Genomic DNA, 15,935 nt, shown 5'->3' on the forward strand with positions numbered 1-15,935 from the left:
GAGAGCTACGAGTTATGGGGTTGTGCGACGTTATTTGGGCGATTTGGTAGTGGGTACGAGGCTTGGAGATCGATCAGGAGATCGCTGCGCTGGGCAAGAACGTCGATCAGAATACGCCTGGCAACGGCGAGCAGCTCGATGAGCTCTGGGAACGCGAGTGAATAGACGATGTATTTCTCGTTCCGCTCAGAGCTGATGAGCCCTGCACGTTTGAGCACGTTGAGCTGTTGTGAGAGGTGGGGTGCATTCGCCCCAATCTGGGCATTGAGATCACTGACGCTCAGTGGTCCCCCCGAGAGCAACTCCAAGACTCTGATGCGGATGGGATGGCCCATCGCCTTGAAAAACTCCGCTTTGAGCTCGTAGAGAGGTGTCGCACCCGCCGTCGCAGGTGCTAGAGAGGTTCGTTCCATGGTGGAGATCTTACCGCCAGGAATGCTTAATACTATCATAAATTGCGAAATTGCGAAATAATGCATGTGACTACCGCTAGCGGTGGAGTCTCATGTTCTGCTACGCGTCCATAGCGTTGCCCTACCTATCCAGCCTGGCGGCGTGGGATCGCCCTTGCGTGGTGATGGTGGGTGAGTGCGGCCGAGCAACTGGAGCACGACATCTGCTCGTACGAAGAGGTTCTTCGGAGTGGGGCAGCGATGCCTGTTGGAGCGTGCAGCTGGAGCAACCATCGATTGGGCTCGCGCGCTTTGCATGTTGCGATCTCGGTAGACTGGTTGAGGTGGTCAACGTCTCCGGAACGAGTCCCAGCGCGTGCCAAGCGCATGTGGTCTTGGGAACCAGTCGGATGCTCAGATGCCGATCCTGGGGAGCTGGTAGGAGTCCGTCTACCGATTCCTGTTCGGTCGGTCATCGTTGTCGAGGATCGTAAACAGGTGACACAAGCACACGATCATCACGCCTTCACCGCAACGGCCGGTAGCCGTAATCGGGGTCGGCTCAAGTTCGTACTTGGTATCAGCCTGACGGTACTGGCCGCCGAGGTCGTCGGTGGGCTGTTGGGCCATTCACTCGCTCTCCTCGCTGATGCTGGCCATGTGGCGACGGATGTCGCTGGCATTGGTCTCTCACTCCTCGGTATCTGGTTTGGTCGTCGACCTTCGAATGATGCGCGAACTTTTGGCTATCAACGAGCGGAAATATTCGCGGCCGTGATCAATGCGGTCTTGCTCTTCGGAGTCGGGATTTTCATTATCGTCGAGGCGATCGTGCGTCTGATCCACCCAGAGGTGGCGTCTGCGGGTATCATGACCATCTTTGGTGTGGTAGCACTGGTCGGCAATGGGATGAGTTTGGTGATCCTGCGTCCCGGCCAAGGAGAAAGTTTGAATATACGGGGGGCCTTTCTCGAGACCCTCTCTGACCTGCTTGGAGCTATTGCGGTGTTGATCGCGGCGGCCCTGATCGCAGCGACCGGGTTTGAACGAGCTGACGCGCTTGCCTCGCTCCTGATCGGGATACTCATTTTGCCGAGAACGATGAAGTTGTTGCGTGAAACGGTGGATGTGCTCTTGGAGGCGACACCAAAAGATATCAACATGGCTGAGGTTCGGGATCATATCAAGTCGACACCAGGAGTGTTGGCGGTTCACGATCTTCATGTCTGGACGATTACGAGCGGTAATCCGGTGCTTTCTGCGCATGTTGTGATCGAAGATATCGTCTTCGATCGTGGTGGAGCGGCGACGATACTAGATGAACTTGGGGAGTGTCTCTCTGGGCATTTTGATGTCGAACATTGCACGTTTCAACTTGAGCCTGCACGGCATCAGCTGCACGAACCCACGACTCACCAATGACTGTTGGCCTTCCTTGGTCCTGAGCCTCCGCCAAGCAGCACACCAGTTGTCCAGCCGACAGTCAACGCTAGGGCTTCGACCCTCATGTCACTGCGATCCCCCTGTGTCGAGGCTCGGTACGCGCGGGCTCACTCATGCGAGTGTCTCCCTCGGGATTAGCGAGCTGGCGCTCCAGTGCAGTGAAGGCGGCGATGACCTCTGGTGCTTCGAATGCCTTATTACGCCGCCCGATGTTCACCTGTCGGAGAATCCCGGCATCTACGAGACGTTGAATCGCTGCCGCTGCTGGTTTGTAGGTACGTCCGAGGAGAGTTGCGGCACTGTCCGCAGTCAGGATTGGCGCACCTGGAAGTACCCGGAGGAGGACGTCCGTTCCGGAGTTGGCACGGACAGATCCCAGTCGTTCACGCCACTCCACTTCTAGCTCAGCCGCTCGTCGTTCGTACGTGCTGGCGTCAGCGACAGACCTCGTGCAAGCACTTGCGAACCGGCCAATCCACGTGTTGAGCCCGTCGATGGCGGCAGGGGACGTTGGTGATCCGACGTAGCGGAAGAGGGTCAAGCCGTCGATGTAGTTCTGTGCCCACGTAGCGAGCACCAGGGACACGGGAGGAAGTGTTCGAAGAGCGAGTCCCCGACGTCGAAGGATGAGATGGATCAGGGCTCGACCAGTTCTTCCGTTGCCGTCCACGAACGGGTGGATCGTCTCAAACTGGGCATGTGCGATGGCAGCTTGCGCAACAGGTGGGAGATCGTCCGTGCAGCAAAAGGCGCATAGGTCTTCAAGAAGTTCGTTGACGAATTCAGGCGGGGGGTGTCCCTATCTCTTTGTCAAGCCGATAGAGCGACTTTCGGACGATAGGAAGCCCCATCCCTTAGCATCGCATAAATCATGTCACACCTTCTCCTGGCTAAACAGATGATCGCCGCATTGTGTTTCTTGCCCTGCGCCCTCTTTCTTGCATAGTATGCCTTCGATTCCGGATCACACGTTGTGGCCACCCACGCTGATCGGAATAAGGCATTCTTCAATTGTTTATTGCCTCCTCGAGAGGGACCCTCTCCTTTGATTGAGGATCCTGATCGCCGAGTGACAGGCGCAATTCCGGCATAAGCCGCCAAATGGGCGGCAGTCGGAAAGCTGGAGCCATCGCCAATGCAGAGGAGTATTGTGACTGCGCATCTGATGCCTACTCCCGGAATGGACATCAAGACCTCCAAAAGAGGGTGCTTTGCCAAGAGTTTCTCTACCTGTTGAGCAACCTCTGCCCTTTGGGCCTTGAGTGTCTTGATATTGAGGGCAAGCGTGGGAATGACAAGTTCAACCGCCGCTGCTCCACTGACGCTGATGCTCTGTTGTGAGAGAGCTTCGAAGATCTCCTCAATGAGCCGCGATGGATCGCGGGTGCTCTTTGAGCGGGCAAAGCGCATGACCTTTGCCTTACCTGCCTCACGAAGTCCGATCGGGCCGTGGTACTTGATAAAGAGCTCAAGCACCAGGGGTTGGGTCAGGCGAGTTCCAGAGAAAACCCTCTCGAGAGCAGGTGAAACCCCCAGCAGGAGGTTGCGAAGCCGGTTGATTGTCCTGGTGCATTCATGCGTGAGATCCTCGTCGAAGCCAGCCAGTACTTTGAGAGCTCACAAACACCTCACTCTCCTTGTCGATGGCTCGTAAGGTATGGGGCATCGAGCGAGCGGTGTCTGCGATGATGAAGGCATCACGGGCATCGGTCTTTGCGTTGCCAGGATAGAGGTCAGCCGCTCTGCGCATAGCGAGACCCGGCAAGTAGGCAACATCTATTCCAAGGTCTTTGGCTAGTGCAACCGGCAGAGCTCCAATCGTGTTGGGTTGGTCAACAACGACCAGGACGCGACCCTGGCTTGCAAGCCGACTAAAGAGTTCCCGTAATTTCACTTAGTCCTGGGGAAACTCTCCATCGGCGAGCTTTTCCCCGTCTACGCCGATCGCAACGGCGTAGTGCGAGAACTTGCCCACATCAAGACCACAATAGATGTCGTACGGTGATTCCATGAGCTGGTATCCTTTCCTTCGTTAAGGCCACAGTCAGACACCTGCTCTAGACACCCACGTTACGACGAGACCTAAGAATCACTCCAAAGCCATGTCCCTATTAGTCTTTTACAAGCGTCTCTGGGCCTGGCGACAACACCCCCCGGATCATCAATGACAGGGCAGTTGAGTCATACCAGGCCCAGTGACCTAACCTCGACCATCGAGGCTTACCTAAAAGGTAACGGGACGAAGACGGCAGCGCACGGGTTGTAGGCGCTTCCACCAATCCAGTTTTGTTGGTTTCTGGCGATACCTCCGTACTGTTTAAGTCGTGTGCCAGCAAGGAGACGACGGTGCATGTCGAGGAGGATGTCCACGGTGATGGGATCGCCGGCATCGATGCTCTCTACCGCAAATACCATGGCGTCGATGTTGTTGAGGACCTCGGCTGCCGTGACGTCGGCTGCCGCCTGGTGCATTCCTCGGACGACCTCGGCATGAAGCAGACGTCGTGCTCCGACCTCCAGTCCTTCAATCCTTTTAAGTCATTGGTCGAGGAGCTGACCGAAGGTCGCTCCGATCCCATCTGAGCCGGAGGGGGCTTGCTGGTCGATGAGGTCTGGAGTGCTTCTTCTGTTGCTCGTGCCGAGCCGTGGAACGTCTTCGAGTGCACCTTGTACTTCCCGGTGACTGGGTCCTTCCCGAGGAAGACCCGCAGCTCCCAGACGCCTCGCTTGATCTCACGCTTCGATCCACGCACGAAAGCAAGCGCAGCGATATTTTGGGGGTTGTCTTTGGGGATCTTTGGGGGCAGCAGAAGGGCCAGTCCTTAGAGACCGGCCCTGAACTGCACTTTCCTTGGTGGCGGGGGTAGGATTTGAACCTACGACCTTCGGGTTATGAGCCGCCCTAGAGAGACTCCTCGTCGGCAGCTTGGTAGACGCTACGCACCATGGGAGCGAAGCCGAGACTTCTGGCGAGGGTTCCATCGACGTGTCCGTTCCAGGGGTTTTCAAGGGGCTGAGCCGATGTGGGGTAGCCGGTGCCGACGATGCGGGCGATCTCGTATACCGAGGTGGGAGCGTCGTCCGCAAGGTTGACGATCCGCCGATCTAGAACTCCGGTGAGAGCGAGTTGCATGGCGGTAGCGATGTCACGATGGTGGATCAAACTCAACGTGGCGGCGGGATGCCACCCCCATGACCCCAAGAGTCCGGGCGCCGATTGCAGATGGCCGTCGCCGTCGCCGTAGACGAAGGCGAACCGCAGGATGCTCCACGTCAGGCCGCTGCGCCGAAGTTCCTGCTCGGCGATGACCTTGCTGGCCGGGTAGGGCCGGGTCGGGTCAACAGGATCGTCTTCGCGCGCTGGCCAAGGCAGATGTTCGTCGTAGACGAGATTGGTGCTAGCCATGATCATTCGTGCCTCGGGGGCATGGGTCCGGACCGCTGTGATGAGGTTGTGGGTGCCGTCGACGTTGACTCGCCGTATCTGCTCCGGATCTGGGGTCCGCAGAACGGCTGCTAGGTGGATCACGGCGGAGATTCCCTCCACGGCTTCCGGGAGGGTAATCGGATCCAGGAGGTCTCCGGCGACCGACGTGACACCGTCGGGGAGGGGCCCACCGGGTCGCACGAGTGCACGACATTCGTACCCCGCGTCGACCAGGCGTGGAATGAGGCGAGAGCCGACCAATCCGGTGGCACCGGTGATAAGAATGGTCATGGTGTTCCTTTCGATAGAAGGTCATGGAGCTTGCCAGTGGCGGTACGAAGAACGTGGACAGTGGTTTCCACCTCAGACGCTGCGATGTCATCAAACGCGGTACCCAGAATCAGGGCTATCGGGTCGGGCAGCTTTGGCCACAACGCGGCACCGGCCGGAGTAAGCCTCAACATCTTCTGTCGCTGATCGGTACGGCTCGGCTCCTGTACGAGCAACCCTTTGCGGACCAAGGCGGCGACCACGCCGGTGAGGGTTGCTCGTTCAACCTGGAGCAGGGCTGCGAGGTCACGCTGTGAGATCTCGCCCACCGTTGCAACGTGGTAGAGCACATACCACTGTGTGGGGCCGAGATCGTGGGGGCGCAGCACAGATTCCATCACCAGCCGCGATGCAAGGCAATACTTCTTCGCCCACGCCCCGGCCGACTCGTGCTGAGGGTCCGTTACTTCGTTAGCCACCTTACCAATATAGTTCGGTAGCTAACAGATACCAAGCCAATGGTTCACGGGAACTTGGCAGCGTTCGATTCCACGTCGATCCGCAACTGCAGGGTCTGGGTGCTCCTCGATGCCGGCAGACCTATTTGGCGGTAGCTGTCGAACGTCCCACCTGCCGAAATTCGAAGAAGCCGCATTGATAGGAAGGCCCATGAGATGGATCTGCGGACAGCAGAAGGGCCGGTCCTTAGAGACCGGCCCTGGCCTGCACTTTCCTTGGTGGCGGGGGTAGGATTTGAACCTACGACCTTCGGGTTATGAGCCCGACGAGCTACCTAGCTGCTCCACCCCGCGTTGTTCTATCCAGTATAGCTGGACCGTTGGCTACTTCTTAACCGCGGAAGCCTTAACCTTGGTAGAAATCTCGTTGAGCAGCGCGCCAATTTGGTTGATGTCTTGCTGGTACTGTGAGAGGTTCCCGGACTTGAGTGCAGCCTGTGCCTTGGTGTAGAGAGCTTGGGCCTTTGCGATGATGCTTGACGCCTGTGATGAGACAACCGTGCTTGGAACGGAGGTCGCGACCTTTTGACTTCCTTCGGCTCCATTCGGAATCACCCCAAAGATCTGCTGGAGGTCGCCAGCGACCGTTGGGCTGATGGCGATGTTGGTTCCATAGGCCGCGACGATCTCTTTGATCTCAGGAATGGGGTTGGAGGTACTTGAGACGTAGAGAGGCGTGACCCAAAGGAGGTTTTGGCCAAGCGGTATCGCAGAGGTCGACCCGAAGTCAACGTTGGATCCGTGTTGATCGAGAAGGGTGAGTTCCTGTGATACCGCCGTCTGTGATGTCATACGAGAGGTGATCTGATTGGGCCCATCGATCTGCTCGCCGTTCGGCGTGATCAACGTGGTGAGTTGATAGGGATTAGAGGGAGACGATTGGCCAACCAAGAAGCCGGTGAGGTTCTGTGTCGAGCCTGATGGGGAGTAAGGAACATAGGCTTCTACAAGGCTGAGATTGGTCGACTTAGACCCTGGCAGCTGCATCATCTCGTAAACAGGCAACATTGGGGAGTTGCTTGAGCTGGAGAGCGAGGCAAAGCCACCACTGGTTCCTGAAGGGATTTGGCCAATCGCTGGGCTCGCTGAGACCTCCCATGCATTACCCGCTGAGTAGAAGTTCGAGGCACTGGTGACGTGGTAGAGCCCATACATTTGCGCCTGTACCGATAACAGATCGCTTGGGTAGCGGAGGTGCTCTTCGATCGCTGGATTCATCGAGGAGAGTGGCTGGAAGACGTGAGGGAAGGCCTTCTCGTAGGCCTGAATCATCGGGTCGGACGGATCAGATACGTAGAAGTGCATTGCGCCAGAGTAGGCATCGATGACGATCTTGACGGAGTTCCGTATGTAGTTGTAGTTGCCGTTGGCGAGTTGACTGCCCGAGGGGACGGCGCTGGTATTGGCGGCCTGCGCGTACGGGTAGTTCGGGCTCGTCGTGTAGCCATTGAGCACCCAATAGACGCGACCGTTAGCGATGACTGGGTACGGGTGGGATCCGTACTTAAGGAAGGGCATGGCCATCTGTGCGCGCGTAACGATGCCTCGTTCGAACATAATACGCGATTGTGGGGTCAGCAGGGAGGAGTCCAAGATGTTGATGTCACCAAAGCGCAGTGCGAAGGCAGCTCGTTTGACGATCGATGTGAGTTGTACGCCGCCGGTTGAATGATAGTGCGTCTCCACTGAGGCGCCCGATCGAAGCTGGTAGTCGATCTCGGGCTGCTTGGTGTTGGCGATGACGTAACCGCTCATATCTTCGCCATAGTAGACCTGGGGCTGCTGGAGCACAGGAACCCCACCCTTGGAGACCGGCGGGAGGTTGCCGATGTCAAAGATCGGGTTACCTCCGTTGGAGACAGTGTTGGCTTCGGCGAGAGCGGCACCGTATCCGTGGGTGAATTGGAGGTGTTCGTTGACCCAGGACTGAGCTGGCAAGTTGTTCGAGTTGATTTGACGCACACCGACGAGCACGGGTGTGGTGACCCCGTGCACTTTGTAGGTCTCAATCGACAAGGAGTTGAACTGATAGTAGGACCGGATATCTTGCAGCTTGTCGAAGGTCTGCAACGGCTGGGTGGAGCCCCAGAGGATGATCGACTGAAGCGCGTTGTCATTGGTGAGAGCTACGGAAGAGGACGTATTGGTTGCAGCTTCGTAGGGAGCAGCCGAGATCGAGTTCAGACCCATTGCATAGCGCGTCGCGATGATGTTGCGCTCGATGTAAGGAGCCTCTTTCTGCTCCTGCGCCGGTGCTACCACGAACTTCTCAATCAGGGCGGGATAGATGGCACCGAGCACGATGGAGATGAAGGCCCATAGCCCGAGCGCCAAGACGGGCAAGACCCAACCCTGTCGGTAAATATTGAAGACAAACAATCCGCAGGCGACAACAGAGATGAAGATCAGCAGGTTGATGGCAGGGAGCTGTGCATGGACATCGGTGTAGCTTGCCCCCTCGACGTATCCTCTGGTCGACATGTCAAGCTGGTAGCGCTGAAAGTAGTAGCCGACGGCCTTGATGAGCGCCATGACGGCGAGTAGGACCGACATATGAGCCTTGAGGTGCGCGGTAGCACGAGTTCCCCGCCCCTGGAGTCGCAGGGAACCATTGAGATAGGCCACACCAACCGTGAGGACGAAGGTGACAGCAACAGCGAGGAAGCTCCATGAGATGAGGAACTGGATGAAGGGTAGCCGGAAGACGAAGAACCCGGCGTTCAGATGGAACTGCGGGTCCTTCGTTGGGAAAGGCACGTAGTTGCGAAAGAGCAACCAGTTTTTCCACTCGCTTGGTGCCTGTGAGGCGACGATGAGTGTGGCGACAACCGTGATGGCGATCTTGGCAATTTTCGGGTGTTGTTCATTCGTGGCGCGGTAACGCTGAATGAGGTCATCATCTTGGGGGGTGATCGCTGGGAGATGATGGTTTGCAATGGTCAAGGAGACGTAACAAGCGACAGCGAAGATCGCTGCAAACACGACCCACAGCTCTACCTTAGCGAGCAGAACACCTTTCCAGATTTCGTCAAGATGGTAGTTCGAAAACCAGAGGAAGTCAGTGTAAAAGACAGCAATGCCCTTGAGCGAAAACAGAACGACAATCAGGAGTACGACGACCCCGATCAGAATGAGCTGTGCCCGCGACGGCCCCCGTCGGTTACGGGTGATATCTTGTGGAACGCGCATCCACTATACCCTAGGCGAAGACAGGAACAATAACGCAGGTGCAACCGGGGTGTGCTGGCGGATTCTCATGTCCTGTAGGGAACGCTTCAGCTAAGGGATTGATTCCAGCGAGCATGTTGTCTTCGCAGTCCGCACAGGGTTGCGTGGCCGACGATGTGACCCAAAGATAGCCGGTTGCCCCCGGAACGAGGCGAACACCACGACAGAAAATCTGATAGGCAGTGTCGCTGATGAGCTCGTCGAGCTTGCGTCGAGCTTCACGATAGACCCCGTTAGTGCGTCCAACGAGCTCCATCTCGTCCAGCTCGGAGCCGCGCTCGAGTATTTCAAGCGCGCGCACCAGAGTCGCCTGTCCCAGGGTGTCGGTGAGATCGATCGCCATCTCTTGAGATAGCTCGTCAAAGCGCTGGCCTGAGGGATCGAAGCGCTGGTCTCCAAGGAGGGCGCCGAAGTCAGATCCTGCATGGAGAATGCGAGCCACGAGTAGTCGCACATCCCCGGCTCGCGTTTGGCTGTCGTTGACGATCTGATCGATGAGGGAGATAGCGCTATCGCGACCGCTCGAACGAAGCGTCGCAAGAATTTTGTTGAGATCATCCTGGGTGATTCGTTTGATCCGTCGCGAAAGGTCAACCGCACGGGGGTCGAAAAGATCCTTGAGCGCACCTCGAATTTTTTGGGCTAGGTGGTCAGTCTCGGAATCTTGGAGACTCTGGGCACTCCCGGGTACGGGGTCGACGATGGAGTCGCCTGTGACTGTGGTGTCGGAGTGATCAGACGTAGCCGCTGGAACAGTACTCGGTTGGCTCATGGTTCGTGAAGTGGCAACACCGTGGTCAGTGTCCTCTTCGCGGAGTTCGCTAAAGAGTGCCTCGAGGCGTTGCAGACGAGACTTGGAGTTGTCTGTTGTGGCGGCCTCAGGGCGTGGTTGACGATACCGCTCCACGACGACGATCTCATCCTCGAACTCCGTTGCATCCTCGAACTCCGTTGCATCTTGGAGCTCTCGAGGTTCTTGCCCCGCTTCCGCGTCGGACGCACCCGAGGGGGTGGAGGTAGCATCAGCGGAACTGGCATTGGCCTCATCGATCTCATGAAGCGGAGTCCGATGATCGTCTTCGGACGTCGAGGGTTCTGGTGCGGAGGCGCGAGGGTCTAGCGCCGCTACTTCACTGTCGTTCCATGCTCGAGTGTTTTTCCGCTCTCGGATGCCGCTCGAAGGAGGTTCCGTTGCCTGCTCGGCCAGATCATCAGCGCGCAGGGTGCCGGCATCATCGATCGCACGGTCGCTTAGGTAGTCCGCCTCGTCGTCGAGTTCAAATGCCGCCGTCTGTTCGGCAGCGAGTTCGATGAGCTTGGTAACGTCGGCGAGTGTCAACGCAGCTTGTGCGGTATCGACACCCGCCTCAACGGGGGTGGTATCTGTGTTTTTTGTTGGTTCGGTAATGTGGCTGAGCGCATCCCCATCAACGGGTCCTGCGGTTGGCTGATCGTGAAGCTCGATGTCGGCGCTCCGTAGTTCTTCACTCGTTGGCAGTTCTTCACTCGTTGGCAGTTCATCACTCGTTGGTGCGGTGTCGGGCTCGTTCCCTTCCTTGGGGATATCGGTGGCGGCGTGATCAGGGAAGAGCGGCCGTGTGTCGAGCGAAGCGAGTGATGAGCGAACCAGATCCTGTGCGCCTCGGAGGATCCCGATCAGGTGTTGGCGATCAAGGTCGAGACCGGAGATCTCCTCCCGCACCTGGGCAGCACGGTTTTCGGCCTGCTGGGTCAAGTTGGCCGCATGTTCGCGGGCACGAAATACCAAGGAGCGCCCCTCGCGCTTTGCCGCCTCTACCGTGCTCGACGCTGTTGAGTCGGCCATAGCAAGGATCTCACGTCCTTGCTGTCGCACCTCTTCGAGATGGGCGCGAGCAACTTGACGCCCCTCCTCGATCTCACTTTCGGCGGCTAACTTGGCCTGCCTGGTAATCTCTTCTGCCTCGCGCCGTGCTCGTTCCAGGAGATCCTTTGCCGTCGACTCCGCCTTGCGTCGGAGTCCGAGTGCGGCATCGTTCGCACTTTTGAGCACCTCAGAGGCCTCCTGGCCGAGCAACTTGCTGGCCCGCTCTGGGTCGGAGAGCGCGAGACGCGTATCCTCCCGCAGCGTTTCGTGGGCCTGTCGGGATTGGGAGAGTTCGACCTCTAGCTTGGCGATTCGCTCTGAGGCTTGCGATAGCTCTTGACGAAGCGCAGCGAGCAGACGATCAACCGCTTCGCGGTCGTAACCTTTTCTGACGATGTTGAAGCTTTCGTGTGTATCGTTAGTCTCTGGCCGCCACATTCTCGCCTCCTATCGGACTACTTCCTTTGGAGTCCTTGCCCTTCCGAGCCGCTCAACCTCTCGTACCGCCTGAGAGAGAAAGGTTACACCGATCACGTCGATCATCCCGTGTGAAGCCCGCTGGGCACTCTGGCGCTGTACTGATGGCACAAGTACATAGCGTAGATGCCCATCCCGCATGGCAGCGACTCTTTGTGCGATCCCAAACACTGGCTGTATTGCTCCGTCAGGTTTGACGACGCCAATGAGACCCACGGAAAGAGGGTATTTGAGGTGTAGATGACGGACGCTATCGATGATCGCGAGAGCTTCTGCGAGTCCTTCGCTACCGTCGAGCGCCCGAGGGATTTGCAGCCTGAGTGCGTTTGGGAGCTCGTAGAGGCTGGCAGCGGCAATGACAATCCCCAACTTCCCTTCGTTAAAGGGCACTCGTACTTTGCTGCGCTTGGGTGTTGGGGCACCCAGTTGTTGGCGTTCGAGAACAAGCGTAACAGTTGGACTATGCGGCTTCGAGGTTAAAGCTGTCTCAAAGTTCAATAGATTCGAGACCCTTAGTCCGTTGACGGTGGTGATGAGGTCGCCGAGGTGAATGACCCCCTGGGCTGGAGAATGTGGGAGGATATCGCGGACGATGAGCCCATGCGTGTTGGTAATCGGTAGCCCGAGATACCGGTAGGCCGCAACTCCGGCGGATAGCACCGCCTGGAGGTTGCTGGAGCTGGCGTTGTCTAAGGGTGTCCTTTCATTGCGTAAGGGAGTGATGAACTCCAGATTGGGATTGAGGTGATCGATGACAAGCTGGAGTGGGGTGAGCGTAGTGACGGAAAGTTGTGCATCGAACAGGGCTAGATGACGGGGATGGTGATGATTCAACCCAACAGCTTGGGATAGATTGACGAGACCCCCTGGGCCGATGGCGACCTCAGATACCGTACCAAAGTCAAGCCAGATCAAGCTGGCGGCGAGGAGCAGGCTGCCCCACAGGATTGCGGTGGTGCGAAGTAGATTCCATCGAGCGTGGCTCACACCCTTTGAGTGTAGCGAGGAGTGGACAGGGATTTGGAACGACGAATGTGGTTGTATCGTCTTACCCGGGTGTGGGGATCGCGCACGGAGAGGGGATTGTGCAGCCTGCCCGAGGTCGCTATAGGCGAGGTCAACGGAGAGTGCACCATGATCACTACGCGATACGGCTAGCCTAAGCACATGCAACCCAAGTCCGTCGGATGGCTCACGCGACAACCCACCAGGTGGGTAGGTGCTTTTGCCCATAAACCTGACCGCCCTGGAGAGAGACGCTCTGGAAGGACGCTACCCCAACAATCTCAGCAACCGACTCTCTCGATCGACGGCACCTGTCGACTCTGTCGTGCCAGCGGAGCTATCGCCTGTCGCCTTGCGCCAGCAATCGAAGTGCGTTCTGATCAGGCGTCAGTTATTCACGGTAGTGGCGTCGTCCTTACGATTGACGGCCACGAGTTCGTCGGCATCGATGCCGTTATCGAGTGGCTCCAGCTGTCGGGTGCGGGGGGCAGACTGATCGGCGTCTGGCTCCGCGGTCCCCGTCCGTATGCGGTCGCGGATCGGTGCTACCGATGGGTGGCAAAGCACCGACATCTCATCTGAGAACCAGTCACTCAGCGAAGTTTGACTCCTGAGATGGCCCGAGCAACGATCAGTCTTTGAATCTCAGAGGTCCCCTCGAAAATTGTGTAGATCTTGGAGTCTCGGTGCCAGCGCTCCACTGGGTACTCTCGCACGTACCCATACCCGCCGAGGATTTGGATCGCCTCTTCGGTCGCTTTGACGGCAACTTCGCCAGCAAAGAGCTTTGACATCGACCCCTCCCCGTGAGAGAAGGAGTGGCCCTGAGCGGCCATCCATGCGGCGCGATGGACAAGTAGTCGGGCCGCATCGATCTGCGTGGCCATGTCGGCGAGCTTGAAGGCGATCGCTTGGTTTTCGATGATCGCTCGTCCGAACTGGCGACGCTCTCGGGCGTAGTCGAGCGCATACTCATAGGCCGCTCGAGCGATGCCAAGCGCTTGGGCTCCAACAAGGGGACGGGAGGCCTCGAAGGTCGCCATTGCTGCCTGCGACGAGGCTCGCTTCCCTTCCCTCACGCGGGCCAGACGTTCATCAAGCCGATCCTTGCCGCCGAGTAGCAGATGACCAGGGACAGTGACGTCTTCGAGGACAACCTCTGCAGTGTGCGATGCCCTAATCCCCATTTTCTTGAACTTTTGCCCCATGCGAAGCCCGCTCGTACCAAGGGGAATGATGAAGCTCGCTTGGCCCCGCGATCCGAGTTCAGGATCGACACTCGCTACGATAACGTGGATATCGGCGATACCACCGTTGGTGATCCAGGTTTTGGTTCCGTTGAGCGTCCATGTGTCGTCGGCTTCGTTGTAGACCGCTCGCGTCCGTAGCGACGAGACGTCACTCCCCGCATCCGGCTCGGTGACGCCAAAAGCGGCCAGTTTGGGATCATCAGCGCTGCCAAAACATTGTGGGATCCATTCGTTAGCCTGCTCGGCGGTGCCATTCGCGAGAATACCGGCCACCGCAAGTGTGGAGCCGAAGATGGCGAGCGTGATGCCAGCGTCGCCCCACGCGAGCTCCTCCATCACGAGCGGCAGGGTGAGGCCGGTTTTGTCGGCGTAGGCATTCACGAGGAAGTCGTAGGAGTACAGGCCGATCTTGGCTGCCTCTTTGATGATCGGCCACGGTGTCTCTTCACGCTCGTCCCATTCGTGAGCCGCTGGCCGGATCGTCTTTTCGGCAAAATCGTGCGCCCATTGCTGTAGTTCGATTTGGTCCTCTGTCAGTGAAAGCGAGTATGGATCCATAATTCCTCCTATCCTTCCATTATATTACCGCTCGGTAACATATGCTCCGTGCCGTCTCTATTTATCGAGCGATGACGTCTCGTTGAGGGACTCGTCGGTTGCAAGGCGACGATCCTTGCGTAGTTCGGTTCCATCTTTCGTATCAAAGATGGCGAAGCCGGCGGCTTCGATGACCGCCCGGAGCGCATCGGCTTGCGCGTAGTCGCGGCGTTGTTTGGCTTGTTGCCGAGCTTCGACAGCTTCGCTGATCTCCGGAGGGATAAAGAGGTCTTCGGTTGCTGGCGCAAGCCCGAGCCAGTCAAGCATGGCATACACCGTGGCTGCTTTGTCAGCCGCTGGACCAGATTGGCGATGGTCATAGCGGGTATTACCCTCTCTTACCTGGTCGAAGAGGAGTGAAAACGCAGTAGGTGTGTCAAGATCGTTGTCGAGAGCATCAACAAAGGTGGCGAGGGTATCGGCTTCGACCTGACCGAATGGGCCACGCTCGAGGAAGTTGTCGATGCGATTGAGCGATGCTAACGCATCGTTGAGTGTGGCTTCGGACATCTCAAGCGGTGAGCGATAGTAAGCGCGCAGGTACGCGAGGCGGACGGCGCGCCCTCCAAATCCCCTCACAGCCTCGGTGAGATCAAGCGTGTTGCCGACCGACTTCGACATCTTCTCGCCGTTCATCTCCACGAAGCCGACGTGGGCCCAGTGGCGAGCAAAGGGTGCACCGAGTACTTGTGCTTGGGCCAGTTCATTCTCATGATGGGGGAAAATGAGGTCCATGCCGCCACCATGGAGATCAAAGGTCGAGCCGAGTAGCTCGATCGACATGGTCACGCATTCGGTGTGCCATCCTGGGCGGCCATAACCCCAGGGTGACTCGAAACCGACCTCATCCGCCCCTACTCGCTTCCAGAGCGCGAAGTCGAGCGGCGACTCTTTCGATCGGTTGACCTCAACGCGGTTGCCGGGTTGAAGCTGGTCAAAGTCCTGCTTGGTGAGGATTCCATAGTGGGGAACGCTTGCGATGCGCAGATAAACTCCGTCATCGATCACGTACGCAGCTTCGGCATCGATCATCATCGCAATTTTGACGATCATGGCTTGAACCCAGTCAGTGGCGTGTGGGGTGGCGTCTGGCCGATCAACCCCGAGTTGGTCCATGGTCTCCCACCAGATCGCCTCGTAGCGGCTGGCAATCTCCTCGGCGCTTGTCGACTCCTGTAAGGCTCGTGTGATGATCTTGTCGTCGATATCGGTCACATTCATGACCAGGTTCACGTTCAGCCCTTTGTGTTGAAGGTGGCGACGGAGCAGATCATAGGTGGCCACGATACGACCATGTCCAAGATGAGGGCGGTCCTGCACCGTAGGGCCGCAGACGTAGAGGGAGAAGGTGTCCTGACCCGGGTTGATAAGCTGGGTAACTGATCCGGTCATGGTGTCAAAGAGTGTGGTCATCGCTCTTTCAGTATACGAGCCGCTACTTGCGGCGGGAGTGAAGTCACGGCGCACAAGCCGCGAGAGGAG

At 57.7% G+C, this 15,935-nt stretch carries 12 protein-coding genes, 1 tRNA gene and 2 pseudogenes; 4 read left to right on the top strand and 11 right to left on the bottom strand.

The genetic code is table 11. The features are described 5' to 3' along the window. Nucleotides 1–5 precede the first annotated feature (5 nt). Nucleotides 6–413: a metalloregulator ArsR/SmtB family transcription factor gene (locus M7Q83_RS05935; RefSeq protein ID WP_298336360.1), complete on the bottom strand. Its 408-nt coding sequence runs from the start codon at nt 411–413 to the stop codon at nt 6–8. Between the two features lie 477 nt (nt 414–890). Between M7Q83_RS05935 and M7Q83_RS05940 the strand changes: the two genes are divergently transcribed. Further along, on the top strand, nt 891–1,814 hold the full coding sequence (locus M7Q83_RS05940; RefSeq protein ID WP_298336361.1) for a cation diffusion facilitator family transporter: 924 nt from the start codon (nt 891–893) through the stop codon (nt 1,812–1,814). 82 nt (nt 1,815–1,896) lie between these two features. Here the strand turns inward: M7Q83_RS05940 and M7Q83_RS05945 are convergent. Further along, nucleotides 1,897–2,616 (bottom strand): annotated as a pseudogene (locus M7Q83_RS05945) (Fic family protein); the annotation flags it as partial. A 29-nt stretch (nt 2,617–2,645) separates the two neighbouring features. Next, a pseudogene (locus tag M7Q83_RS05950) lies at nt 2,646–3,846 on the bottom strand (IS110 family transposase). A 335-nt stretch (nt 3,847–4,181) separates the two neighbouring features. Here M7Q83_RS05950 and M7Q83_RS05955 point away from each other — a divergent pair. Beyond that, nucleotides 4,182–4,418, top strand: coding sequence for a hypothetical protein (locus M7Q83_RS05955; RefSeq protein WP_298336363.1), 237 nt, complete (start codon nt 4,182–4,184; stop codon nt 4,416–4,418). Between the two features lie 62 nt (nt 4,419–4,480). After that, nucleotides 4,481–4,702, top strand: coding sequence for a hypothetical protein (locus tag M7Q83_RS05960; RefSeq protein ID WP_298336365.1), 222 nt, complete (start codon nt 4,481–4,483; stop codon nt 4,700–4,702). A 35-nt stretch (nt 4,703–4,737) separates the two neighbouring features. On the opposite strand, the gene M7Q83_RS05965 is transcribed toward M7Q83_RS05960, so the two are convergent. The 6 genes from M7Q83_RS05965 to M7Q83_RS05990 all read right to left on the bottom strand — a co-directional run bounded on the left by M7Q83_RS05965 (nt 4,738) and on the right by M7Q83_RS05990 (nt 12,768). Further along, nucleotides 4,738–5,553, bottom strand: coding sequence for an NAD-dependent epimerase/dehydratase family protein (locus M7Q83_RS05965; RefSeq protein WP_298336367.1), 816 nt, complete (start codon nt 5,551–5,553; stop codon nt 4,738–4,740). Then, the gene (locus M7Q83_RS05970) at nt 5,550–6,011 is read right to left on the bottom strand and encodes a MarR family transcriptional regulator (protein WP_298336370.1); all 462 of its coding nucleotides are present in this window, start codon (nt 6,009–6,011) and stop codon (nt 5,550–5,552) included. The genes M7Q83_RS05965 and M7Q83_RS05970 overlap by 4 nt, the downstream gene beginning before the upstream one ends. Before the next feature lie 256 nt (nt 6,012–6,267). Further along, a tRNA-Met gene (locus M7Q83_RS05975) sits at nt 6,268–6,344 on the bottom strand. A gap of 30 nt (nt 6,345–6,374) precedes the next feature. After that, entirely contained in the window at nt 6,375–9,239 is a 2,865-nt protein-coding gene (locus M7Q83_RS05980) for a UPF0182 family protein (RefSeq protein ID WP_298336372.1), read from the bottom strand. 10 nt (nt 9,240–9,249) lie between these two features. Then, the gene (locus M7Q83_RS05985; RefSeq protein WP_298336374.1) at nt 9,250–11,562 is read right to left on the bottom strand and encodes a hypothetical protein; all 2,313 of its coding nucleotides are present in this window, start codon (nt 11,560–11,562) and stop codon (nt 9,250–9,252) included. 9 nt (nt 11,563–11,571) lie between these two features. Continuing rightward, the gene (locus tag M7Q83_RS05990; protein ID WP_298336376.1) at nt 11,572–12,768 is read right to left on the bottom strand and encodes a PDZ domain-containing protein; all 1,197 of its coding nucleotides are present in this window, start codon (nt 12,766–12,768) and stop codon (nt 11,572–11,574) included. Between M7Q83_RS05990 and M7Q83_RS05995 the strand changes: the two genes are divergently transcribed. After that, nucleotides 12,769–13,188, top strand: a complete 420-nt coding sequence (locus M7Q83_RS05995) for a DCC1-like thiol-disulfide oxidoreductase family protein (protein ID WP_298336378.1) — start codon at nt 12,769–12,771, stop codon at nt 13,186–13,188. An 11-nt stretch (nt 13,189–13,199) separates the two neighbouring features. On the opposite strand, the gene M7Q83_RS06000 is transcribed toward M7Q83_RS05995, so the two are convergent. Both M7Q83_RS06000 and cysS read right to left on the bottom strand, forming a co-directional pair. Further along, complete coding sequence (locus M7Q83_RS06000) at nt 13,200–14,414, bottom strand: acyl-CoA dehydrogenase family protein (protein ID WP_298336380.1); 1,215 nt, start codon at nt 14,412–14,414, stop codon at nt 13,200–13,202. A 57-nt stretch (nt 14,415–14,471) separates the two neighbouring features. Next, complete coding sequence (gene cysS / locus M7Q83_RS06005) at nt 14,472–15,866, bottom strand: cysteine--tRNA ligase (protein ID WP_298336382.1); 1,395 nt, start codon at nt 15,864–15,866, stop codon at nt 14,472–14,474. Nucleotides 15,867–15,935 lie beyond the last annotated feature (69 nt).

Origin of the sequence: Ferrimicrobium sp. (assembly GCF_027364955.1) — a bacterium.
Taxonomy (GTDB): domain Bacteria; phylum Actinomycetota; class Acidimicrobiia; order Acidimicrobiales; family Acidimicrobiaceae; genus Ferrimicrobium.